Below are 23184 nucleotides of genomic sequence, written 5' to 3' on the forward strand. Positions count from 1 at the left end.
TGGGGAGTCATACCAACGCCCGGTTATGGGGCGAGTATTAGCTTGCTAAACTGGTGAGGAACGAACCCGAGCAAGCTATTACGAGTCCCATCCATAAACAGCTTGTTAGGTACACTTCATCACAGATGTGCGGGGAAATTAATTACTTCATTGCTTTCCACTAACTCCCAACCATTCGATTTATTTTCAAATGTATACGCTATGGAAGGCTTGTATTTAGCCACGACTAATTTTCCAACTAAATTATTATTTTTAGTATACCAACAGTATTTATCAGTTTCATCATAGTTAGGTATTAGAGAGGTTAGTGTTCTTTCAAGGTCGTTATCTAAATACACCAACCCTGAAAAGCTATTTTGAGCCTTATTGAAATATGTATACACATTACAACTGGAGTAGTTTTGTACGTCAGTTGTTCCTGCGCAGCCTAACAATGCCACAATGATTGATAATAACGCCAAAATTTTCATGTGTACCTAACCCCCAATAAGGGGCTGATAATGCTTGGCTAAACTGTGTAGCGGAGCGGAACTGAGCCAAGCTTTAGCAGTCCCGCACTTTATTGGCTTGTTATAAGCACTGCTTCACGTTGGCTTCAATGTACTTAACAATTGAAGGCACGCTGTAACTTTTTAAATAGTTTGTTCCACATTTACTAGTGCATTGGTATGTAATCAACACTGCTGCATCGCCGCCCGAATGAATAGTTTCATAAAACCCGAGAATTACAGTTGTATCCAGCTCATTTATTTTTTCAAAATTTGTTTTTGTAATAAATATTGGATTTTCATTTAACCTGTACTCAACCATTGTTGAAACAGGAATCCACTTTCCTTCAATGACTTTCGGGTAATTTAAACCAACATATTCATCGGTTGGGCGATCTAAAGTGAAGCCAAGGCAAAATGCTTTTTCAGGCGTTAACTCGACGTCTGGCGGAACCATATCTGCCGAAGAAGCAAATGAGAATAAGTAAAATATTACTAGAATATTACGCATTGATTTCCCTGTGCTTATAACGGCCGGCTCAACAAGCAAATTTTTGATGGCTACTTTTTTGCCACGTCAAAAAGGTGACAGCGGAAATTTGTCTGGTGCAGCCGTTTGTTAAGCCTTTATTGCAACAATGAACGTAATAATGGCGCACGATAATCATTGTCCTTTTCATTGAACTCCAGCCTTTTCTCAGAAAGATCAATGTTTATGAAAACCTCAGAATACAGCTCTTCCTCTCCGTCAGGATTGAAGAAGAACTTCATTCTGCAGGGTGAGACCTCAAGCTGATCAGGATTGCATGCAAGCCCAACCACTTGGGCGTATACCTCATTTGAAACCGATGCACCACTTACGGTAGCTCCGTAGAGACTAGCTAGTGATCTTATAAAGGCAACTGACTCCGCCCCGGTATTCTTGAAGAATGCCTCTCCCCAATAAAAGGGAGAATCAATACCTTCTACTGCTTGCGGGTTCCATGATGGCAACAGCTCGATTGCAAACCCAACTATATTGCCTTTCAGGTTGCCTTTAACGACAACTTCATATGAACCAGATTCGAGCTTCTTGGAGTTCGAAATTGTAAAGGTCAGATCGACAAAACCATCTTCCTCACCAACAACTACTTCTGGATAGTCTTTGGCGGAAGAAAAAATACTCCAAATCATTATTAGTATTCCTAAAACGTATTTCATATATGCGCCCCAGCCCGCTTTCTGGCGACATAATTTTTTGTTATGCGTAATCATTTTATTGAACCACCATGCGCCCATATGCCTACTTTATTACCCGATGGATCAATTAGCTCCAAAAAATCTCCAGCAATGTTGATTTCGAAAGAATAAACAACTCCAGTCTTTTCGAGAGTTTTTAGAATAGTTATTTGTTTATCGCCTATATGAATTCCAAACTCTGCGCATGGGCAAGAACCATCTAAATCTAAAATTAACTCTCCTGCTAAGCATATTAGCCTTGTGTCAGATTGAGCTTTAAATAAAGACAACGTCGTGCAATAAAACTCTTTGGTTTCCTTAAAGTTATTTGAGTTAAGTGTTAGATAAATCATTCGTTTATGATGCTTCCTTGGGCATATTTCCTTACTAATTGGCGCGTAAATGCTTTGCTAAAATCAGCAACAAATGGCCACCAGCCAAGCTTTAGACGTCCCACTTAGAATTGCCTTGTTAGGTGAACTTTTCGACTATTTCAATAGCTCGTTGTTTTGTAAAAACACCATTAATTTCTGGATCTGTTAATTCAGCTACGTAGTCAAAAATTCCTTCCTCTTCAAAATCAACTAAATCACATAGTTGAAGAGCATCAGCAATAAAGCATAAGTGATTTTTATTTAGTTTATCTTGAATGAACAATTCACAAAGTTTTTTTATATCAGCAAAAGATATAGCAATCTCTTCATCTTCAATGACATCGAGAGTAATAGAAGAACCTTTGATATCCAATTTATTTTCATAATCTGAAAATTCAGTTATAAACTCTCCTAGAAACACTTCTGGAGATATGTACTCATTTAATAATTTGGATAGCGATGACAGCTTCACCTTTGCTCACCTAACAGTGTATTTTCTATTAGTCTTTACACTCAAAACCTTTAGAGTCGACTTTGGCGACGTTGTCTTTATTGCCACACTCTTTAATTGCCATCTCTGTGTGATTGTTCTCATTGTATTGTTTAGCAATTGCGCCAAGGCTTAGCACAATTACTACAGCTATCACTATTTTTTTAATTTTAGACATAAACATTCCTTTGAGAATAAACTATTTAAATACAAACAGTTGCGCTTGCTATTTTTGATAAAACTAAATCATATTGAAACCGATTTAACCATTCAAAAATGCAGCAAAATATTTTACAGTTCTGTTTAACTACCGACAACGAACCATAACCTTACCTTTTAACCCTTACAACAATGTTTTTTATGAGTAATTTAATTTATATCATGCAAAATCTGCTATGGTTTCCTCGGCGGTGGGATAACTTCAGGAGGGCTTTCAACGAATAATAAATCATTGATATTTAGCTTTACTCTATTACCGCCACACATCACAAGGCCACCATCTTTGGTTGTTGAGTAATTTAAATAAATCTCGAAAGTGTTTACCAAGTTAGGGTTAATAACGATGTATGTTTCTTTAAAATCTGGGTAAATGTGAGCATCTTCAAATTTTAAGCTAACACTTTGCTCGTTCTCTTTGTACAAATTAATCTCTGTTAAAAAAAGATCACCATTTTTCTTAGGAACAAAAATTTCGTAAAGTCTTAGGTTATTTTGCTCATTCCTTTCATCTGATTTTGCAAATGGTACTTTTTCAGCTTGCTCAGTATTTCCCATTGCTTGAGATGTAAAAGATATAAAAATGAATAAACACACCGCGAATAGTTGTTTCATTGGCTTCCTTGTTGTTATGGCTTTCCAAACACAATATGAACCCATAAAGGGCCTAGTAGAGGGTTCATGCGATTGAATATTTAGTCCTTTGAGAATTGATACGTGACATTTTGGCTCAGCAACTATTAACGAAAAGGCTAAAACAATGAAACCAGCCGTTACTCTTACCCCTAAACTTAATCAATAAGCGCCATCGAATTTAAATTAAAGTTATAAATAGAGAATGACTCACCTTCTTCTTTTAACGTGACAGTTATTTTTGCGTCTCCATTAGTGTATGAAGCTGGAATTAAATAAGTAACATAAGTACCTGAACCACCTCCAGTGACAGCTTTAGAGCTAACATTTATAAATTCAAATTCACCTAGTTCTTTTAATTCGCCCAACTTTGAGAATGCACGCATGATTTTAGAAATATCTTCATCTGTGGCATTTTCAATTGATGATGGGGTCATATAGCTTTTGAGAGTCTGAGGGTCCCATTGAGAGATATCTGTAATTGCTGAATTTAGGTAAGGAATAGCAGTTTCTTTGTAAGCAGAGGATTTATTCGCAGTCCAAATTGCTAAAAGTACAAATAAGCTAATTAACACTAAAAATGTTATACCAATTCCTTTAAGTATCTTTTTAACCATGATTTTTATTATTTTTCCTTGATTGAATCACTTACGAATTTATCAGCTTTAAATGTCTTATGGTAGTACCCAATGTGACCCAATTTGTGTCAAAATTTTTTAAACACAAATTTTAGTTGCTTGTATCATCCCCAAAATCTCCGTTCTTTCGCTATTAACCTCAACTAGCCCATACTTTGAGTAAATCCACTCAATCAGTTTTCAACTTATTTTACTCACCATGTATTAATGCTACTAAGCAAAAATATCCACCGCAAACTAACTCAGAGCAAAGATTTATTTGGTACAATCAGCCTTTGATATGGCTAACAGATAGGTTTTCCTCAATGCATCCGCGAAATCGCCACTTAAATGGCTACGACTTTACTTTGCTATGCAAAGATACTCCTGCCCTAACACCTTATATAACGCAAACGCCAGCGGGCAATGATACCATTGATTTCACCAATGCATTAGCGGTTAAAACCCTCAACCAAGCGTTATTAAAAAGCCATTATAAAATCGATTTTTGGGATTTACCCGACAACTACCTTTGCCCGCCAGTTCCAGGCAGAGTGGATTACATTCATCACTTAGCCGATTTATTAGCAAGCGATAACCAAGGTCATATTCCGACGGGAAAGCAAGTAAAAGCGCTTGATGTAGGCACGGGTGCAAATGTGATTTACCCGCTTACTGGTAATCACGAATATGGCTGGCACTTCACAGGCTCCGATATTGATGCCTTGTCTGTTAAAATTGCTAAACAAATTGTGCAATTTAACCGCCTGAAAATTAATGTTAAGCAGCAAAACAACGCCGATAAAATGTTTACGGGCGTGATATCGAATAAAGATGTTTTTCACCTAACTTTATGCAATCCACCATTTCATGCCAATGAGCAACAGGCCAAAGCAGGTACTGAGCGTAAATGGAAAAACCTAAACAAAGCGCCACAAAAAGCACTTAATTTTGGTGGCCGCCAAAACGAGCTTTGGTGTGAAGGCGGTGAGCGCGAATTTATCAGTAAAATGTGTATTGAGAGCCAAGAGTTTGCAGAGCAATGTATTTGGTTTACATCGCTTGTTTCAAAGTCTGACACTTTGCCGCATATAAAAAAGTTGCTTAGCACACTTGATGTGAAAGAAGTAAAAGTTATAAAAATGGCACAAGGCCAAAAAATGAGTCGCTTTATTGCTTGGAGCTATTTTGACCAAGCCGACCGCGAAGCCATTCTTAACGAACTAGTATAAGGATAATAAGATGATCGACTTTCGTTCAGACACAGTTACAAAACCAACAGCAGCCATGCGCGCGGTAATGAATGATGCCCCTGTAGGCGACGATGTTTATGGTGACGACCCAAGCGTTAATCAGCTTGAACAATATGCTGTTGAGCGCCATGGCTTCGAAAGTGCTCTTTATTGTAGCTCTGGCACGCAAGCCAATTTACTTGCATTGATGGCACATTGTGAACGTGGCGACGAATACATTTGTGGTCAACAAGCACATAACTACAAATTTGAGGGTGGCGGTGCTGCTGTATTGGGTTCTATTCAACCACAACCAATTGAAAATAATGCCGATGGCAGCATAGATTTAAACAAAGTTGTGGCTGCAATTAAAGCTGATGACTTTCACTTTGCTAAAACCAAACTACTTAGCTTAGAAAACACCATTGGCGGCAAAGTTCTCCCACTAAGTTATCTAAAAGAAGCCAGAGAGTGTGTTGATAAACATAACCTTGCTCTGCACTTAGACGGTGCCCGCGTGTATAACGCGGCGGTTAAGTTAGGTGTTGATATCACTGAGATCACCCAGTATTTTGATTCAGTGTCTATTTGCTTATCAAAAGGACTCGGTGCGCCTGTTGGCTCACTATTATTAGGTAGCAAAGCACTGATTGATAAAGCGCGCCGCTGGCGTAAAGTACTTGGTGGTGGTATGCGCCAAGCGGGTATGCTGGCAGCTGCTGGCCAGTATGCACTTGAGCATCATGTAGCAAGGCTTGCTGAAGATCACGATAACGCGGCGTATTTAGCTGAGCAGTTAAACACGTTAACTGGTTTTGATACGTCAACTTTTCAAATCGATACCAACATTGTTTACGCAAATGTTGCCGAACATATCGATTTAAAAGCAGTGGCACATGCGTTAAAAGAGCAAAACATGGTGTTTTCACCGGGTAAACCACTGCGATTAGTAACCCATTTAGGCGTCACTAAGCAAGATATTGATAGCTTTATCTCGGCATTAGCGGCCGAGATTTAACGCTTCTTTATAATGTTTGCGGCACACCGATACATATCGGTCGTTGCCGCCAATTTCTACCTGATTACCGTCTGCAATCGCATTGCCATGCTCATCAGTACGCAGTACATGGTTAGCTTTACGACCGCAATGACACACTGTTTTTAACTCAATTAGTTTGTCAGCCCAGGCAAGTAGGTATTGTGAACCACTAAATAGCTCACCTCTAAAATCGTTACGTAAGCCATAACACAGCACCGGAATACCAAGCTCATCAACCACATCTGTTAATTGCATTACTTGGTCTTTTGATAAAAACTGACACTCATCAACTAAAATACAATGGCGCTTTTGCTCTGCATTTAATGATTTGATTAGCTCAAATACATCTTTATCTGCATCAAAAATATGCGCATCAGCCTGTAAACCAATACGTGAAGACACCTTGCCAACACCTGCTCTATCATCAATAGCCGCTGTTAAAATAACAGGTTCCATACCACGTTCGCGGTAGTTAAATGCAGATTGTAAAAGTGTGGTAGATTTGCCTGCATTCATTGCAGAATAATAAAAGTACAGCTGTGCCATGATGTTGCCCAAATTTTAAAGTCGCAATATGCTACCCTAATCGCGCGACAACATCATCTATTACCTTACTCTTATTACCTCAATCGTTGTCCCAGTAAAATTGCTGTTTTATAACAAGCCTTCGTGTTTCAGTAACCACTCTTTTCTTTCAAGGCCACCTGCATAGCCTGTGAGTTTACCGTTTGCACCAATAATTCGATGACACGGCACAATAATGCTAATCGGGTTTTTACCATTTGCAGCGCCTACTGCACGCACCGCTTTTGGGTTATTAATGGCAAGTGCAATATCTTGGTAGCTTTTGCTTTGACCAAACTTAACATCCATCAGCGCACGCCAAACTTGCTTTTGAAAGTGAGTACCTTGGGTATCAAGGGGTACTGTAAAACGTGTACGCTCACCGTTAAAATATTCATTAAGCTCACTTATACAAATTAAAATGGGTGTAAGAGTGTGCTCATCAACAACCTCTGTTTGCATTGCAACCACCGGGTAAAAGCCGACGTAACTGACGCCTTTTGATGTACTTTGAATGGTAATATCGCCAATCGGGCTTGGCATAATAACTTGTTGCATACTCATAATTGTTGCCATAGTTGAAAAGTTAAATAAGAGCGAAATGGCGCGCAGTGCTCGCTATTAAATTCGCTGATTCCAGCGAGGGCTTTTTTAACCCCTAAGTCGCCTGCCAGTAAAATATCGGGGTGGCTTTGACCGCGTAGCTTGGCGTAATTAACTGTCCACGGGCCAATACCTTTGAGCTCAAGCCAATTATTAAGCTCTTGATTATCTGGGTTTTGCTGACAATAAGCACTTAAACGCCTTAGCGCATCTTTGCGTGATTGTGGCATTTTAAAAAAATCGAGTTCAGAATTGGCAACCCATTCAGGGCTTGGAAAATAGTGGTTATTACTTTGCTGATTAAACTCACTTACAAGCTGTGTTACTAGGTTATGAGCCGCTGTAACACTCACTTGCTGACCAAGTACCGCACGTATCCCCGCTTCATAGTCTGACCAAATTCCCGGCAAACGCAGCCCAACACAAAGCGGCATCGCGCCTTTAAGCTCTGCATCTAAATGCTGTTCAATAGTGTGCGTGTCGGCGTCTAAATCAAGCACACGGCGAATGTTATGGATCACTTGCTGTAAATAGCGGGTGTTATCAATATCAATTGCTACTTTAAAATGGTTTTTATGCTCAACAAAATGCGCTGTGAATTGCCCTTGGCAATATTTATCTTTAAAAGTGCGACCATAGCTTGTTGCGCTCAACCATTCTAGGCCGCTAATTAAACGGCGCTGCAAAAAATCATGGAGTGCTTGCCAGTTATAAGGCGGCCTAAATGCCAGTGTTAAAGTTAATGTTGAGGCTGTTTTTTTATCTGACTTGCGTAACTTTGAAGGGGCAATATTTAACTGCTTTAAAAAAGCATCATTAAAACGACGAATACTATTAAAACCAGAAGCAAATGCGATATCTGCCACCGACAAATCTGTTTGTTGTAATAGCTGCTTGGCAAAATTGCATTGGTTAAATAATCGATATTGGGTGATCGACAGTCCAAAATGTTGGTTAAACAAACGGCGTAAATAGCGGCTCGACACGCCGAGTCTGTCGGCTAAAACCTCACAGTCGTAAGCCTCGCCTTTATCAATCAGTTGTTTGGCACGTAATGCGGTGGTTTTAGTACCTAGCCAAGCGGGGCTATTCGGTGCACTATCTGGGCGGCAGCGAATGCAGGGTCGAAAACCATCTTGCGCAGCTAAGTGCGCGTATTGGTAGTATTCAACGTTCTTTTCTTGCGCTGTTGGTGCAGGGCAAATGGGTCTGCAATAAATGCCAGTGCTTTTTACCGCCACAAAAAACACCCCATCAAAGCGTGGGTCGCGGCTTTGCCTTGCTGTTTGCCATTGTTGGCTAGTCATAATTATTCTCGTTACACGCTAATACCGTTAGCTTAACTGAATATTATTTTTTGACTAGCCAGTTTCGGACCTTAACTATTTAAACAGCTATTTAATTGCGGCTAGATATCGGCGTTCAACTTCCGGCCAATTGATCACTTCGTAAAATGCTGCAATATATTCAGGGCGACGATTTTGATACTTCAAGTAATACGCATGCTCCCACACATCAAGCCCTAAAATAGGCGTATGATTATGCATTAATGGGCTATCTTGATTAAGGCTACTTTCAACGACCAACTGGTTATTTTCATCAACACATAACCAAGCCCAGCCACTGCCAAAGCGGCTTATCGCGGCATTAGTAAATTGCTCTTTAAATGCGTCAAAGCTACCAAATGTATCAACTATTGCAGTGTTTAACTCTGCACTTGGCGTACCACCGCCATTAGGAGACATAACTTGCCAAAATAATGAGTGATTATGATGGCCACCCACATGCTCTTGTACTGCTTTTTGTAAAGACTCAGGCATTGATGAAATAGTGCGGAGTAATGTTTCAGCATCTTGCTCAGAGTAATGGCTGCCCTCTAGTGCAGCATTCGCTTTATTGATGTAGGTTTGATGATGCAAGGTGTGATGTATTTCCATGGTTTTCGCATCAATGTGCGGTTCAAGTGCATCATAGTCATAAGCTAAATCGGGTAATGTAAAAGGCATACTGATTCCTTATCGTTAATGTAATAACTGCGTTTTATGGGGATGGTCAGCTAATAGCTGGTTGATTCGGTTAATGAGTGTCGGAAATGCTGATGCCATGCTGGCAAACTTAACCAGCTCATAATAGGTTTTGTGATGATGGTGCAGCACCAAGGTGCGAACCTGCTGCTCAGGGTGATTTAAAAGCACGCTTAATCGTTGATGAGCATGACAAAGCCAGGTGCAGGCTTTATCGGGTTTTTGCATGACTTTAAAGGTGTCGGCAAGATTCAAAGTGGCAACAACAAATGCTGCAATACAATGCTCTAACGAGCGAGTTACCGACTGGTTGATTGGAATATTAGAAAATTGCGCTAGAAGCGTTTCGGCGCAGCTGCTGGCAACCGTGTAATGATCACGCGCAGTAATAAGCTCGCCAGATTCAAATGCTAAGTTGCCTTGATAAACAGCACTTTGCCAAGGAGCAAGCGCATCATCAATGGCGTGCGAAGTTAACGGTGTGTGGCGTGTTGTTTGAGTCATAAAAATCACCTGCACTTATACCAATCATTCTATGTGTATTTAAATTACACACAGAAAGAATCAAATGCAAATGATTTTTATTTATATTGTCATTTATAAATTTAAGCTATAGCAACATTACTTATTGATGCGCAAAGTCGATAAGCTCTTGGCCTGTTAGGCGGTAAATAATCCATTCGTTTTGCGGTTTAGCACCAATGCTGTCGTAAAAATCAATGGCTGGTTTATTCCAATCAAGTACCACCCACTCAAAACGACCACAGTCTTTTTCGAGTGCTTGCTTAGCAAGATATTGCATAATTTGCTTACCAGCGCCTTTACCACGGCTGTCTGCGCTGACGTAAAGATCTTCTAAATACAAACCATTTTTACCAAGCCAGGTTGAGTAATTATAAAAATACACAGCAAAGCCAATTGGTGTGTCGCCCTCTAAACAAATGACACTATGCGCCGTTGCGCCTTCACTGAATAACGTTTTTAAAATAGCTTGCTCGTCTGTTTTAACTGCGTCGGGTTCTTTTTCGTAAATAGCAAGTTCGGTAATAAAATGTAGGATTGTTGCAGCATCACTTGCGACTGCCGGACGAATTGTAATTGCGTTACTCACTCTGTATTCCTTTTTTACATCATTATTGTAACGCCCAGTTTATAAGGGCTTTAGCATGGTGTAAACGCCCTTTACAGAAATACACGGCATTTAAAAAGGGGCTACTAAAAGTTAGCCCCATTATGCTTTATTTACTCATCGACTTATAAAGTACCGGAAGTACAAATAAAGTTAAAAAGGTTGCACTGACCAAGCCGCCAACAATAACCGTAGCAAGTGGCTTTTGTATTTCGGCCCCTATTCCTGTGCTAAGGAGCATTGGAATTAGCCCAAGCATTGAAGTAAGCGCGGTCATCAGTACGGGTCTTAGCCGTGAAACAGCGCCTTCAAATACTGCTTTATCTTTGCTATCTCCTGCACTAATCCTTTGATTAATGCTTTCAACCATCACCACACCATTCAAGACCGCCACGCCAAATAGCGTGATAAACCCTACTGAACTGGGTACAGATAAGTATTGCCCAGAGACATATAATGCAATCACCCCACCAATTACAGCCAAGGGAACATTGACAAGAATAAGCACCACTTGCGATAGGTTACTAAAAGCAAAATAAAGCAATAACGCAATCAGTAATAAGGCCAATGGCACTACTATCATTAGCCGCTTTTGTGCCCGTTGTTGGTTTTCGAACTGACCGCCAATCGCCACACTGTAACCACTTGGTAGCTGCATTTTATCGGCAATGGTAGCGCGTATATCGGCAACTACAGATCCCATATCTCGCCCCTGCACATTCGCTTGAATAACCACCCGCCTTTGAACATCATCGCGACGAACTTGCGGAGCGCCAGACTCAATTTGTACATCGGCTACATCCCCCACCCTTACAATGGCACCCGTGGGGGTTTGCAATCTAAGATCAGCAATCACATTTGGGTTTTGCCGAAAGCTTTTTGCTATACGCACATAAATATCATAGCGCTCATTGGCATTAATGATTTGCCCTGCAGATTGCCCGCCAATACCGTGCTGAACTACATCCATCAAATCAGCCACCGATAAACCAAAGCGCGACAATGCCAAACGGTTAGGTTTAACTATCAGCTGTGCTTCGCCGCCTATTTGCTCCATAGCGACATCTTTAGCGCCAGGTATTTGCTGAACTAGCTGCTCAATTTGTTGGCCTTTTTCAGTTAAAACGCCTAGGTCACTACCAAATAATTTTATGGCCAATTGCGCTTTAACACCTGATAAAAGCTCATCTACTCGGGTTGCTATAGGCTGTGAAAAGTTAAACAAAAGCCCTGGGAACTGCTCAAGCTTGGCTTCCATTAGTTGCTGTAATTCGACACGCGTTTTCGCGTTTAGCCATTGCTCATGAGGTTTTAAGCCTAAATAGATTTCAATGTTGTTAACTGGTTCTGGATCTCCCCCTACTTCAGCCCGACCGATTCGGCTCAGCGCATATTCCACCTCACTAAATTCAAGCAACATGGCTTCAAGCTTTGGTGCTACTGAGATTGCCGTATCGAGACTTGCAGATGGAGCTAGTGTCACACGTAGGTTAATAGTGCCTTCTTCAAGCTCTGGCACAAATTCAGTACCCAACCTTGGAAGGATAACAGCCGCTACAATCAACAATAACCCTGCTATAGCTAAAACGCTACGTTTAGCCTGCAATGCTTTTTGTAAAGCCCGTTGATAAAGGATATCGATCGGTTTTAACAGAATACTTTGCTTTACTGTCACGCCCTTGGCAAATAAGTACACGCACAGAGCTGGCACCACAACCAAGGCAACGATCACAGCGCTAATAATCGCAAGCATAATACTTACAGCCATTGGCTGAAATAACTTGGCCTCAACGCCTTCAAAGCTAAACAGCGGTAAAAATACCGTTAGTATGATCAAAGAGGCAAAAAAGATGGGCCGTGCGACTTCTTTTGCAGCAATAGCAACCAGCTGCGAAGAAGGCTTATGTTGGTTATGCTTAAGCCCTAAGTGCCTAAATACATTCTCAACCATCACAACAGAGCCATCTACCAGCATACCGATTGCAACAGCAATCCCACCTAACGACATTAAGTTTGCCGATAATCCAAGCCATGCCATTACACTCAGTGCTAAGCCAATCGAAATAGGGATCGACAACAACACTAAAAATGTTGCTCTTAAATCCAACAAAAATAGCGCCAATACAATGATAATAAACACAAAAGCTAAAAGCAGTGCATCAATAACCGTTTGTACCGCTTGGCTAATAAGCTCTGCTTGGTCGTAAATGGCTTTAAATTCAACCCCCTTTGGCAGTGCTTGATTTATCATCTCGACACGCGCGTTAATGCCATCAATCGTTTGCTTGGTATTAGCGCCCATTCTTTTCAGCACGATACCAGTCACCACTTCACCACGATTGACTATTTCGCCTTGTTCATTGCGTTTAGATAAGGTGACAGCGCCTTGGCGAATTTCACTACCAAGCTCAACATTCGCAACATCAGCCACTTTAACGACTGTACCATCAATGGTTTTGATAGGTGTTTGTGCTATCTCAGCAAGCCCTTTTTCGCCTGGGGTAAACCAACCTGTACCACGAATAACAAGCTGCTCTTGACCACGGTTCATATACCAGCCACCCACATTACTGTTGTTAGCATCTAGAGCTTCACTAACATCTTGCTGTGTTAGGTCATAAGCAAGTAACTTATTGGGGTTTATGTTCACTTGATACTGCTTAACCTCACCGCCAAATGACAGAATATCGGTCACACCATCAATAGGTAATATAAGTAATTTAACCACCCAATCATTTAAGCTACGCAGTGCCATGCTATCTATGTTGGCATCAGGTTTTGCTTCAAGTAAATACTGATAGACTTGTCCAAGCCCTGATGTATTAGGGCCCATGGTTGGCATACCCACACCAGCTGGGATCAGCTCTTTAGCAGACTGCAAACGTTCAAAAACCAGTTGCCTAGCAAAGTAAATATCAACACCTTCTTTAAACACCACAGTGACGCCCGATAACCCCGTTTTAGAAATAGAACGCACCTGCTCTACATCGGGCAGCGCATACATAACTGCTTCTATCGGGTATGTGATCAGTTGCTCTACTTCTTCAGCCGCAAGCCCTGGTGCTTCGGTATTCACCGCAACTTGCACATTCGTCACATCAGGAAAAGCATCTAAATTAAGTTTTGGGATCATAAATGCACTCACTGCAATCGCTGCAAGTAAGGCCAATACCACGAGTAGACGGTTCTTTATCACCGCCTCAATTAATAAATTAAACATGCGTCACCTCTAGTGGTTATGCGGATCAAATCCGCCTTTAGCTAGCTGTGATGCAATAAAAAAAGCACCTTGGGTGACAACTTCAAGCCCGGCTTTAATACCTAATACTTCACGATAATCACCAAAACTTCTGCCAAGGGTTACTTCTTGGGCAGCAAAGCCACCATCGTCATCAACGACAAATAACTGCCAGTCACCATCTGCACTACGTGTTAACGCGTTTTCAGGTACGGCAAGTACCTCTTGGTCTGTTTCAAAATGAAAATACACATCCGCAAACATGCCTGGGTGCAAACTATGCTGGGTGTTTTTTACCTCGAGCCTAACGGTTCGTGAGCGTGTTTGTTTATCAATGGTATGTGCTTCTTGAATAACCCTTGCTTGATAGCGATTGCCGTTAACTTCTAACAGCGCCGTAGAGCCATTACTGATAGTACGGTCTTGATTAGCTGAAAGCTGAGCAGCAACCCAAAGCGCAGATTCATCGGCTATTAGCATCAGCTCAATCCCCGAATCAACTCGCTGACCTTGGGCAAAGTTATCGGTTAAAACAGCCCCCGATGTTTGTGCAAACAAGGTGTATTCACCGAGTTTTTCTGGGCTTATGGTGAGTGTTTGTGCAATAGCTTGTTTTGATAAACCAAAGGCAACTAATCGGCTATAGGCGACTTCATACTCGGCTTTGGCAGTTAAGATTTGTTTTTCGCTGACTGTGCCCGGGGTCATTTTAGTAACACGTTGCCACTCGGCTTCTGCTAATCTAAATTCAGTTTGCTGGCTGGCTACTTCGCCACTAAATAAAGTGACTAAAGAGTCTCCTTTATTTACATGCTGCCCTAATAAGGCATGGCGTTTTACAACGATAGAATCAACGCGCGGTGACACCACATAACTGGCGTAGCCATTGGCTTTAATTTCGCCCGGTGCATACAAGGTTTGATTGTGTTTTTTCAGTACAAGGCGCTCAACCTTGATATTAGCTAGTTGCTGTTGCTGCTCAGTTAAACTGACTTCATTAGCATGCTCAGCTTGCTCATTTTCTTGATGATTATGCGCTTGTTCTGTCGCATAAATATTTGTCACAGTCATATAGCATACGCACAGCAATGCGTAACGCATAAAATTTCTTAAATACATAGAGTGTCTCTTACTTAAAATGGGCTAAGCCCAAAAAATCTAAAAAGGGTTTTTGATTAAATAAGAGCTAAAATAGGTGGGCGATGAAGCGGTGCTAAGTCAGCCGATTTGAAGTTGAAATCAAGTGATTCAATTTTAGTAAAGTAGATATCTGTAGGTTCAGACAATTGCAGCGAATCGACAAACGCTGGGCTGTGACAAACATGACAATGGCCTTTTTCGGCTGAGTCAGACAACTGTTTGCTAAGCTCGGCATGCTCTGATTGATGTAACAGGTGATCGCCATTGGCTGCGCAATGGGCTTCAAGGTCAATTTCTTCTGATAGCAGTACCGAGGTGTGATTAAACGCAGCATTATGATCGGCCACATCAAAGCTATCCAGCAATGGCTGGAGCAATAATACGCTAATCAAAATAATAAATGCAGCTTTCACATTGAGCCTAAAAATTAGAACTAAAAATGGTACAACGGCGCTAAATTAACAAATCCACCCGCATTTGAACAGTAAATTATAATCTGTACACGAACAAATCATTAGAAACATTTCAATACCGCGGCACGCATGGTATAAAAATAAAGCAAATCAATAACTCGGTATTTTTATGGGACACGGACACCACCATCATCACGATACAAATAACCAAAGCACCCGCCAACTCATGCTGGCAGTTGCAATCAATGTGTTATTAACTGTCGCTCAGGTGATTGGCGGCCTTGTTTCTGGCAGTTTGTCGTTAATTGCTGATGCACTGCATAATTTAAGTGATGCCTCGTCGTTATTCATTGCCCTAATTGCCCGAAAAATTGGTGCCAAACCTGCTAATGATCGTTATCAATACGGCTATAAACGCGCTGAAATTTTAGCAACCCTATTTAACAGCTTAAGTTTAATTGTGATTGGTGGTTACTTAATTGTTGAAGCTATCTCCAACTATTTAAACCCTGAGCCCATTGATGGTTGGATCATCATTTGGGTCGCTGGACTTGCGCTCATTATTGACCTTGTCACCGCCCTTTTAACTTACAAAGCAGGTGCTAAAGACAGCATGAATATTCGTGCTGCGTTTATACATAATGTGTCTGATGCATTAGCTTCAGTGGTGGTGATCATAGCTGGTACCTTAATTATTCTTTATCAATGGTATATTGTTGATTTAATTGCCACTATGCTGATTTCTGTGTATGTCATTTACCATGGTATTTTGCTGCTAATAGCGAGCAGTAAAATTTTGATGCAGGCAGCCCCAGATAATTTTGCTTTAACAGATGCTATTACTGAGCTTAAAACCCAATTTGCAATCACTGATGTTGATTACCTCAAAACATGGCAAATAGATGATCATCACGTTCATTGCGAGCTCAAGTTTAGTGCCAAGCACAACATCAATAACGATGAAATACGTCACTTTTTACATGATAACTTTGCAATTGAAAGCTGCACTATTGAACAAGTTTTAGTGTAAATGTTACGCGTTATCATTTACTATTCAGTTTTGTTTTAAAAGCAAACTGAAGGAACAAACCTTGTTGAAGTTGTGGTTACGTCGTACGCATTTATTGCTTGCCTTAGTAAGCGGTTTATTTTTGATTTGTTTAAGTTTGACCGGTGCATTGCTTATTTACGCAAAAGACATTCAATACCTTACTCAAAGCAATAAATGGACTGTAACGCCAGCGGCTTCAGCACTTGATTTTGATAGCCTCATAAAACATGTTTCAGCTTCAACCAAACAACCGGTTACCCTGTTAATGCCTGAGCAGCGAAGTGATCTTGCGTGGCAATTACAGTTAGCAAACAACCGTTATGTGAGTGTTAATCCATTCAACGGACAAGTGTTACATGAGTACGATTACTACACTACGATTTATGGCTTTACCATGGCTTTGCACCGCTGGCTGCTTTATGAAGATGGCGATAAAAACCGCCCGTTAAGAAACTGGGTATCGGTATGTGCGCTAATTCTTATTATTGAAATTCTGCTCGGCTTTTATATTTGGGTTAAGCCAAAAAATCGTATCAAACGCTTGGCTATTAAACGTAAAGCAAAAATTAGAGTGCTGATGTATCAGCTGCATACCGTTCTCGGTGTGTACTTTTTAATTCCACTCATTTTAATTGCTTACACAGGTATGGCGTTTAACTGGAAGCCACAAACCAAAGCCGTATTAGAATTTGTGATGCAAGGCACAGTTGAAGATAGACCAAAACCGCCACCCGTTATTCCCCCTTTAGCGGATACGCCTTTTCAAGTTCAAAAAGCGTTTGATAACGCACAAACTGTATTTCCTGAAGGTAAGTTATTTAGAATTTATTTACCGAAAAAGCCAACTGATAATATTGGTTTTAGAATAGAGAACCCGGGTGAAAGCCATGCCTATAGTTGGGTATGGGCAAACCCATATTCAGCAGATATTGTTGCAAGCTATGATGCCAGCCAAAGTTCTTGGACCACGCAAACTTGGAACTTTAAATATAAGTTTCATATTGGTGATTTTGCAGGCCCTATTGTGCAATTAATGTGGTTACTATTTGCTTTGTCACCGTTATTTTTCACGATTTCAGGTGTTTACTTTTGGTACAAACGGCATTACAAATAAACAACCATTACTGAAAATGACATTCGCCATGAATAGTGAGCTCAAACATGCCTTTAACACCGAAATGATATTGGCTAAAACGAGTTATGAGAAAGCAGATTACACAACCGCTTTTTATCACTTAGAGCGAGCTCATATTCTGGGTCAAAGCTATATCATTGCGCATACTTACTCGCATTGGTGGATGTGTAAAATTGGTTTTAAAACCCATAATGCCAAGGAAATAATTGGTCAGTTTGCTCGCATGGCTGCTTCAATTGTGTTTTCGCGCATATGGGTTCCACTCGGTAACACCGGCGGCACTAATGTTAGCCCCTTCAAATCAATGCCTATACCTGATGACTTGAAACGTTTTTTAAGCTAAAGCCGCTTTAATCTGCAGTTACTTGTTTACTATTAAACACGACAATCCTCTATTTATCATGACTCTCCATTTAAGCCCTTTGGCTTAAGCATGCAAACACAAATGACTAAAACCTGCCAATTTATTATTGCAAATAATTATCATTAGCCTTGCCTTTACACTTCTTTACATTTAGACTGCCGCACAATCAAATAATAAATACTGATTTAACAAGGACAAGCATGTTAAAAACTTCACTGACTCTGGTCGCTCTTGCACTAAGCAGCCAATCATTTGCTGATGATGCCATCAATAAAAAACTTACCGCAGAAGAAATGGAACACGTTGTTGTATCAGGCAGCCGTGTATTTGAAAGCATTGATGAAGTACCCGCCTCCGTCACGATTATTAGCCAACAGCAAATTGAAGAGCATTTAAAAGTTAATCCAGAACTACAAAGCTTACTTGCGCAAATGGTACCAGGCCTTGCACCAGATACAGGTAGTTCGAGTAATACAGGTCAGAGTTTACGCGGCCGTGCACCACTTGTGATGATTGATGGGGTGCCACAATCTACACCTCTCAGAAACGGCTCGTTAGGAGTTAAAACACTCGATCCAAGTGCCATTGCGCGTATCGAAGTAATTAAAGGTGCTACCTCTGTTTATGGTAATGGTGCATCGGGCGGTATTATCAACTACATCACAAAACAAGCAACAAGTGATGGTCAGCCAGAAGGTGAGATCAGCCTATCGTCACGCTTTAGTGCAGTTAAATTAGAAGAAAGCGCTGGTGCGCGAGTCTCTGCGGCAATTAATGGTCGTGCTGATAAAATTAGCTATTTATTCACCGCAAGTTACGAAGAAAATGGCGTTCAACGTGACGCCGAAGGCGATATTCTGGGCTTACAGTACGGTTTATCTGATGCAGTAACAGAAAACTACTTCACTAAACTTGGTTATGATTTTGACGATGAGAAGCAACTGCAATTTAGCTATAACAACTTTAGCTCTCAACAAAAAACCGATTTAGGGGATGTTGTAGGGGATCTTAATGATGGCGAAAAAACCTATGCCATCCATGTACCTAAAGAGCTGCAAAAGCAAGGTAAACCACAAGGCCCAGACGGTAACGAAAACATTACCTTAAAATACACAGACTACGCCCTGTTTACTAATACCCAAATGACGCTCGACCTTTACATGCAAGACATCGAGAATGTGTTTTTCTTCTCTACAAACTTAGCTAACCCAGACGAAGGCTACGAAGGCGGCCAATCAATCATTCGCTCTGAAAAGAAAGGGGCACGCGCTACCTTCAATACCCTTGTTGATTTTGACAATGTTGAAGCTACCTTCATTTATGGCCTGGATGCACTGAATGATGTGACGTCTCAGCCACTTGTTGATGGCCGTGTTTGGGTACCAGAAATGGATATGGAAAGTCTTGCTGGCTTTTTACAAACAAAATGGGTTATCAATAATGATTTAGTTATTAAAGCGGGTGTGCGCCAAGAGAGCATTGATTTAACCGTTGATGACTACGAAACCTTAAAGCTTTGCCGCTCTGAAACACAGTGCTCAGTGCCGCTTAGTGTAAAAGGTGACACCATAGATTACGATGCAACCACTTATAACGTGGGTGTGAAATACAATTTACTTGAGGTCTTCAGCCCGTTTGCCAATTATTCACAAGGATCTGATATCTCAGATATTGGCCGCCTATTACGTGCTGCAACGGTAAACGATATTGGTTTAATTCAAACAGAAGCATCAATCATCGATAACTATGAAATTGGTTTTACCTCACAGTTTGATAACTTACGTTTTGAATTTGCAGCTTACCGCAGTACATCAGAGTTTGGCACCACGAATAGCTTTAATGAAGTAACCGGTGTTTATGAGCCGGTACGTGCACCGCAAGAGATTTGGGGTTACGAAACATTAGTTGATTATAAAATTAACCCAACTCTAAAACTGGTTGCAACTTACAGCTATGTTGAAGGTAAAAACACCGAAGACGACATTTACTTAGGTTCGCGCCAAATAAGCCCACCAAAAGGCACTGCTAACTTAAATTGGCAGCCTAATGATGAGTTATCACTTACGGTGAGTTATTTATATGTGGGTTCACGCAAACGCTTTGAACCAAATGCAGACGGCGACTATGTTGGCGACCAAGGGCCAATTAGCAGTTACAACCTATTTAACCTAAGCGGTCGTTATAACTTTAGCAATAACTGGCAAGCGTTTATGGGGGTAGAAAACCTATTTAACAATGATTACTACCCTGCCCGCGCTCAGTCATACACCTACGGTGGCTATAACATTAAAGGTTTAGGTACTACAGTGACACTTGGTGCAACCTATAGTTTCTAAATTAAATTTTGTTTAGAACAACAAGCCCTTCTTAGTAAGGGCTTTTTTTATTTAAGAATAGAAACGATAAATTGTTCATTTATCAACCATTAACGCAAACTTAAACGAGAATCACACTCAATAGTAAACAACTGATTTACAAAGGAAAAAGTTTGCAATCTTGTTTTTATATACTACAATTACCGCAACTTGGAATTCGAGGACAGCATTATGAAAGGTAACCAAAAAGTCATCGATAGTTTTAACAAACTACTCGCAAACGAATTAGCCGCTATAGATCAATACTTTATTCATTCTCGTATGTACGATGATTGGGGCCTAAATAAGCTGTATGAGCGTCTTAACCACGAGATGGAAGAAGAAAAAGATCACGCTGATTGGTTGATCAAACGTATTCTATTTTTAGAAGGCGTACCAAACATGACTAAACGTCGTGATCTATTAATTGGCTCAGACGTGAAAAGCATGATGCAAAACGATTTAACACTTGAACTAGAAGTGGTTGACTGTGTTAAAGAAGCAATTGCAATCTGTGAAGAAGAAAAAGACTATCAATCACGCGAAGTGCTTGAAAAGCTATTATTTGATACAGAAGAAGATCATGTTTACTGGTTAGAACAACAGCTTGGTCTAATCGACAAAATTGGTAGCCAAAACTACCATCAATCTCAAATGGGCGAATAGAGGCTAATTGTATGAAAGGCGATAAAAGCGTCATTGCTGCACTTAATAAAGTATTAGCGAATGAATTAGTAGGTATTAACCAATACTTTTTACACGCTCGTATGTTTAAAGATTTTGGCTTTTCTAAATTAGACAAAGCTGATTACAAAGTATCTATTCAAAAAATGAAAAACGCTGACCGTTTAATTGAGCGTATTTTGTTTTTAGAAGGTTTACCAAACCTACAAGATTTAGGTCGCCTACGTATTGGTGAAAACTCTGAAGAAATGATCGAAGCGAATATGAGCTTTGAACTGGATTCATTACCTGATCTTAAAGCGGCAATTAAACTTGCTGAAGAGAAAAAAGATTACATCAGCCGTGAAGCGCTAGATAACATCTTAAATGAGCAAGAAGAACAGATTGATTGGCTTGAAACACAGCAGCAGTTAATCAAAACCGCAGGGCTTGAGAATTACCTGCAATCTCAAATGTAATTTGCTAAAACTTAAAAAAGCAGCCTAGGCTGCTTTTTTTTATGGCTAAGATTTGTGATTAATCGTCTTCGCGATCAATGATTGACACTTTATTACTTAAAATTAAAGAGTTAGGAATTAAATGCACCGCTCCCTCGCCTTTAATTGTGATATAGCGCAGATTAAGGTCGATAACAATGCCCTTTGAATTACTCACTTCAATGTAATTACCAAGCTTAATGGGCCTATAAAGCACAATCATCACACCTGCTACTAGGTTTGAAATAGCATCCTTCAACGCAAAACCCAATGCAAAGCCTGTTAGGCCTAAGCCGGCAACTAACGCGGCTACGTCAAAACCCAGTTTCGATAACGCCAGCACAATACCTATGAATAATAAAATAGCGCGCTGCGAGTTAGAAATAAGCCGAAAAGTTTCAAGAGCGGTTGAATCAAAGCGACGTTGAAACTGTTTAATAGCGCGGTCAATAATAAGGCTTGCTATGTAAAAAGCAGCAAGCACTAAAAATGCTTGAATAAGTTGGCTAGTCATAAGATTTTCAATTAAAAATAAAGCCCATCATAGGCTTAAAATTGTATGAGGAAAACTATTATTGCTTTTCAAACACACAAGAAACATCAGGTTTACTCAGTGTATAAGTAATATTGCCATTATCTTTAAAACGCAGATCTTCAGTTGTTGAACCGTTATCGTCTTCGTTTTCACAGCGAAAATATCGCTTGGTTCTAACAATGCCATTTACAAAGTATTTTAACTTCGAACTGACAACGCAAAAGTGTGGTATCTTTTTTACCTGCGTGCCGTTATGTAAGTCACTAAAATCGATTAACGTCCCTAAGCTAAAGCCTTGCGTTGATTCTTTTATCAATGAAAAAGATGCGTTTTGGCAAACCGCATCACTGCCCTCTTTTGTTTTGTAATCACCTTGTTTGTCTTTTATCAGTGCCAAAAACTGCGTTTTATTGCTCGGCTTTACATCCAGCAGAGCGCTGGCAATTGACGAAGTCGAAAGTAAAAAAGCCACTAAACAAAAGTAATATCTCATTGAAAATCCATAAATTTATAGACACTTTACTAGCATAGCATGCTGATTAAGGTTGGTGAATTTATAACGTATTAGTTAATACGATTAAAAAATGCTTTTGGTTCTATTTTATGAACTTTGCATAGGCAACCAATCTGTTTATATGCTATAAATTTAAATGATGATAACTTTTGGAGGGAATCAAATGAAAATAGTCAAACTCATCGCTTTAACCACATTTTTGGCCTTAACCAGCGTACAAAGCCTAGCAAGTGATGACGACTGGAAAACGATTGCTGAGAAAAAAGTCAGCTACAAAAGCGAAACCGATACCGTTAACCCAATCACCAGCAGCAACTACAGCCATATTAAAATCAAATGCACTCATGGCACGGTGAATCTTAAAAAAATTAAAGTCGTTATGAACAACGGTGAAGAAAAAGTATTTGATAACCTTGGTGTTTTAACCAAAGGAATGTCATCACGTAGCTTAAGTTTGCCAGACAAGAACGACGCCAAACTCGATAAAATCAAACTGGAATATGAATCGGTAGGCAGCACAGCCCTTAGTATGGCAGGTGTAACTGAAAAAGCCGAAGTTGAAATTCTCGCGAAAAAAGCAAAGAAAGAAGATTAAAGTTGCGAGATGCGAGATGCGAGATGCGAGATGCGAGATGCGAGATGCGAGATGCGAG

The 23184-nt window shown here is 40.3% G+C and carries 28 protein-coding genes; 9 read left to right on the forward strand and 19 right to left on the reverse strand.

What is annotated here, in order from left to right:
- Window positions 1-119: 119 nt before the first annotated feature.
- The 8 genes from CWC28_RS16210 to CWC28_RS16240 all read right to left on the reverse strand — a co-directional run bounded on the left by CWC28_RS16210 (window position 120) and on the right by CWC28_RS16240 (window position 4036).
- Window positions 120-470, reverse strand: a complete 351-nt coding sequence (locus CWC28_RS16210; RefSeq protein ID WP_138625421.1) for a hypothetical protein — start codon at window positions 468-470, stop codon at window positions 120-122.
- A 100-nt stretch (window positions 471-570) separates the two neighbouring features.
- Window positions 571-999 carry a hypothetical protein gene (locus CWC28_RS16215; protein ID WP_138625422.1) on the reverse strand — a complete coding sequence of 143 codons (429 nt, stop codon included), beginning with the start codon at window positions 997-999 and terminating at the stop codon, window positions 571-573.
- Between the two features lie 116 nt (window positions 1000-1115).
- Window positions 1116-1766: a hypothetical protein gene (locus CWC28_RS16220; RefSeq protein WP_249324979.1), complete on the reverse strand. Its 651-nt coding sequence runs from the start codon at window positions 1764-1766 to the stop codon at window positions 1116-1118.
- Window positions 1739-2059 (reverse strand): hypothetical protein, encoded by a 321-nt coding sequence (locus tag CWC28_RS16225; protein WP_063707304.1) that lies wholly within the window; start codon window positions 2057-2059, stop codon window positions 1739-1741. Before CWC28_RS16225 ends, CWC28_RS16220 begins: the two co-directional genes overlap by 28 nt.
- Window positions 2060-2177: 118 nt before the next feature.
- Window positions 2178-2552 (reverse strand): hypothetical protein, encoded by a 375-nt coding sequence (locus CWC28_RS16230; RefSeq protein ID WP_063707306.1) that lies wholly within the window; start codon window positions 2550-2552, stop codon window positions 2178-2180.
- A gap of 28 nt (window positions 2553-2580) precedes the next feature.
- A complete protein-coding gene (locus CWC28_RS21945; protein WP_167350251.1) occupies window positions 2581-2748 on the reverse strand; it encodes a hypothetical protein in 168 nt (55 codons plus the stop codon).
- 215 nt (window positions 2749-2963) lie between these two features.
- On the reverse strand, window positions 2964-3401 hold the full coding sequence (locus CWC28_RS16235; protein ID WP_058584251.1) for a hypothetical protein: 438 nt from the start codon (window positions 3399-3401) through the stop codon (window positions 2964-2966).
- Window positions 3402-3577: 176 nt separating this feature from the next.
- Window positions 3578-4036: a hypothetical protein gene (locus CWC28_RS16240; protein ID WP_063707308.1), complete on the reverse strand. Its 459-nt coding sequence runs from the start codon at window positions 4034-4036 to the stop codon at window positions 3578-3580.
- Between the two features lie 326 nt (window positions 4037-4362).
- Between CWC28_RS16240 and rlmF the strand changes: the two genes are divergently transcribed.
- The gene (rlmF, locus tag CWC28_RS16245; RefSeq protein ID WP_138625423.1) at window positions 4363-5268 is read left to right on the forward strand and encodes a 23S rRNA (adenine(1618)-N(6))-methyltransferase RlmF; all 906 of its coding nucleotides are present in this window, start codon (window positions 4363-4365) and stop codon (window positions 5266-5268) included.
- Window positions 5269-5278: 10 nt separating this feature from the next.
- Entirely contained in the window at window positions 5279-6286 is a 1008-nt protein-coding gene (gene ltaE / locus CWC28_RS16250; RefSeq protein WP_063707312.1) for a low-specificity L-threonine aldolase, read from the forward strand.
- Here the strand turns inward: ltaE and CWC28_RS16255 are convergent.
- The 9 genes from CWC28_RS16255 to CWC28_RS16295 form a co-directional block, all read right to left on the reverse strand.
- A complete protein-coding gene (locus tag CWC28_RS16255; RefSeq protein WP_062565567.1) occupies window positions 6269-6853 on the reverse strand; it encodes a thymidine kinase in 585 nt (194 codons plus the stop codon). The genes ltaE and CWC28_RS16255 overlap by 18 nt on opposite strands.
- Before the next feature lie 108 nt (window positions 6854-6961).
- Entirely contained in the window at window positions 6962-7429 is a 468-nt protein-coding gene (locus CWC28_RS16260; RefSeq protein WP_063707760.1) for a methylated-DNA--[protein]-cysteine S-methyltransferase, read from the reverse strand.
- A 2-nt stretch (window positions 7430-7431) separates the two neighbouring features.
- Window positions 7432-8781, reverse strand: a complete 1350-nt coding sequence (locus CWC28_RS16265; protein WP_063707314.1) for a DNA-3-methyladenine glycosylase 2 family protein — start codon at window positions 8779-8781, stop codon at window positions 7432-7434.
- Window positions 8782-8868: 87 nt separating this feature from the next.
- Entirely contained in the window at window positions 8869-9480 is a 612-nt protein-coding gene (locus CWC28_RS16270; protein WP_138625424.1) for a superoxide dismutase, read from the reverse strand.
- Window positions 9481-9495: 15 nt separating this feature from the next.
- Window positions 9496-10002 (reverse strand): DUF2753 family protein, encoded by a 507-nt coding sequence (locus CWC28_RS16275; RefSeq protein ID WP_138625425.1) that lies wholly within the window; start codon window positions 10000-10002, stop codon window positions 9496-9498.
- Window positions 10003-10123: 121 nt separating this feature from the next.
- Entirely contained in the window at window positions 10124-10609 is a 486-nt protein-coding gene (locus CWC28_RS16280) for a GNAT family N-acetyltransferase (RefSeq protein WP_054552102.1), read from the reverse strand.
- Between the two features lie 127 nt (window positions 10610-10736).
- Window positions 10737-13847 carry an efflux RND transporter permease subunit gene (locus CWC28_RS16285; RefSeq protein ID WP_063707320.1) on the reverse strand — a complete coding sequence of 1037 codons (3111 nt, stop codon included), beginning with the start codon at window positions 13845-13847 and terminating at the stop codon, window positions 10737-10739.
- Window positions 13848-13856: 9 nt separating this feature from the next.
- Entirely contained in the window at window positions 13857-14984 is a 1128-nt protein-coding gene (locus tag CWC28_RS16290) for an efflux RND transporter periplasmic adaptor subunit (protein ID WP_082874124.1), read from the reverse strand.
- A gap of 56 nt (window positions 14985-15040) precedes the next feature.
- Window positions 15041-15418 carry a hypothetical protein gene (locus tag CWC28_RS16295; RefSeq protein ID WP_063707322.1) on the reverse strand — a complete coding sequence of 126 codons (378 nt, stop codon included), beginning with the start codon at window positions 15416-15418 and terminating at the stop codon, window positions 15041-15043.
- 169 nt (window positions 15419-15587) lie between these two features.
- On the opposite strand from CWC28_RS16295, the gene CWC28_RS16300 reads away from it, so the two are divergent.
- The 6 genes from CWC28_RS16300 to bfr (CWC28_RS16325) all read left to right on the forward strand — a co-directional run bounded on the left by CWC28_RS16300 (window position 15588) and on the right by bfr (CWC28_RS16325) (window position 21464).
- Entirely contained in the window at window positions 15588-16448 is an 861-nt protein-coding gene (locus CWC28_RS16300) for a cation diffusion facilitator family transporter (RefSeq protein WP_063707324.1), read from the forward strand.
- Window positions 16449-16512: 64 nt separating this feature from the next.
- On the forward strand, window positions 16513-17583 hold the full coding sequence (locus CWC28_RS16305; RefSeq protein ID WP_063707765.1) for a PepSY-associated TM helix domain-containing protein: 1071 nt from the start codon (window positions 16513-16515) through the stop codon (window positions 17581-17583).
- 28 nt (window positions 17584-17611) lie between these two features.
- Window positions 17612-17947, forward strand: a complete 336-nt coding sequence (locus CWC28_RS16310) for a DUF3703 domain-containing protein (protein WP_063707767.1) — start codon at window positions 17612-17614, stop codon at window positions 17945-17947.
- A 221-nt stretch (window positions 17948-18168) separates the two neighbouring features.
- A complete protein-coding gene (locus tag CWC28_RS16315) occupies window positions 18169-20304 on the forward strand; it encodes a TonB-dependent receptor (protein WP_063707326.1) in 2136 nt (711 codons plus the stop codon).
- A gap of 210 nt (window positions 20305-20514) precedes the next feature.
- Window positions 20515-20988 (forward strand): bacterioferritin, encoded by a 474-nt coding sequence (gene bfr, locus CWC28_RS16320; RefSeq protein WP_063530309.1) that lies wholly within the window; start codon window positions 20515-20517, stop codon window positions 20986-20988.
- A gap of 11 nt (window positions 20989-20999) precedes the next feature.
- Window positions 21000-21464, forward strand: a complete 465-nt coding sequence (gene bfr / locus CWC28_RS16325) for a bacterioferritin (RefSeq protein WP_054552095.1) — start codon at window positions 21000-21002, stop codon at window positions 21462-21464.
- Between the two features lie 58 nt (window positions 21465-21522).
- Here the strand turns inward: bfr (CWC28_RS16325) and CWC28_RS16330 are convergent, their stop codons facing one another.
- Together CWC28_RS16330 and CWC28_RS16335 are read right to left on the reverse strand one after the other, a co-directional pair.
- Window positions 21523-21996, reverse strand: coding sequence for a mechanosensitive ion channel family protein (locus CWC28_RS16330; RefSeq protein WP_063707328.1), 474 nt, complete (start codon window positions 21994-21996; stop codon window positions 21523-21525).
- Between the two features lie 58 nt (window positions 21997-22054).
- Window positions 22055-22510 carry a hypothetical protein gene (locus CWC28_RS16335; RefSeq protein ID WP_062565578.1) on the reverse strand — a complete coding sequence of 152 codons (456 nt, stop codon included), beginning with the start codon at window positions 22508-22510 and terminating at the stop codon, window positions 22055-22057.
- A gap of 184 nt (window positions 22511-22694) precedes the next feature.
- On the opposite strand from CWC28_RS16335, the gene CWC28_RS16340 reads away from it, so the two are divergent.
- A complete protein-coding gene (locus CWC28_RS16340) occupies window positions 22695-23126 on the forward strand; it encodes a DUF2541 family protein (RefSeq protein ID WP_063707330.1) in 432 nt (143 codons plus the stop codon).
- Window positions 23127-23184 lie beyond the last annotated feature (58 nt).

This window comes from Pseudoalteromonas sp. S4492 (assembly GCF_005886115.1).
GTDB classification, from domain to species: domain Bacteria; phylum Pseudomonadota; class Gammaproteobacteria; order Enterobacterales; family Alteromonadaceae; genus Pseudoalteromonas; species Pseudoalteromonas gelatinilytica.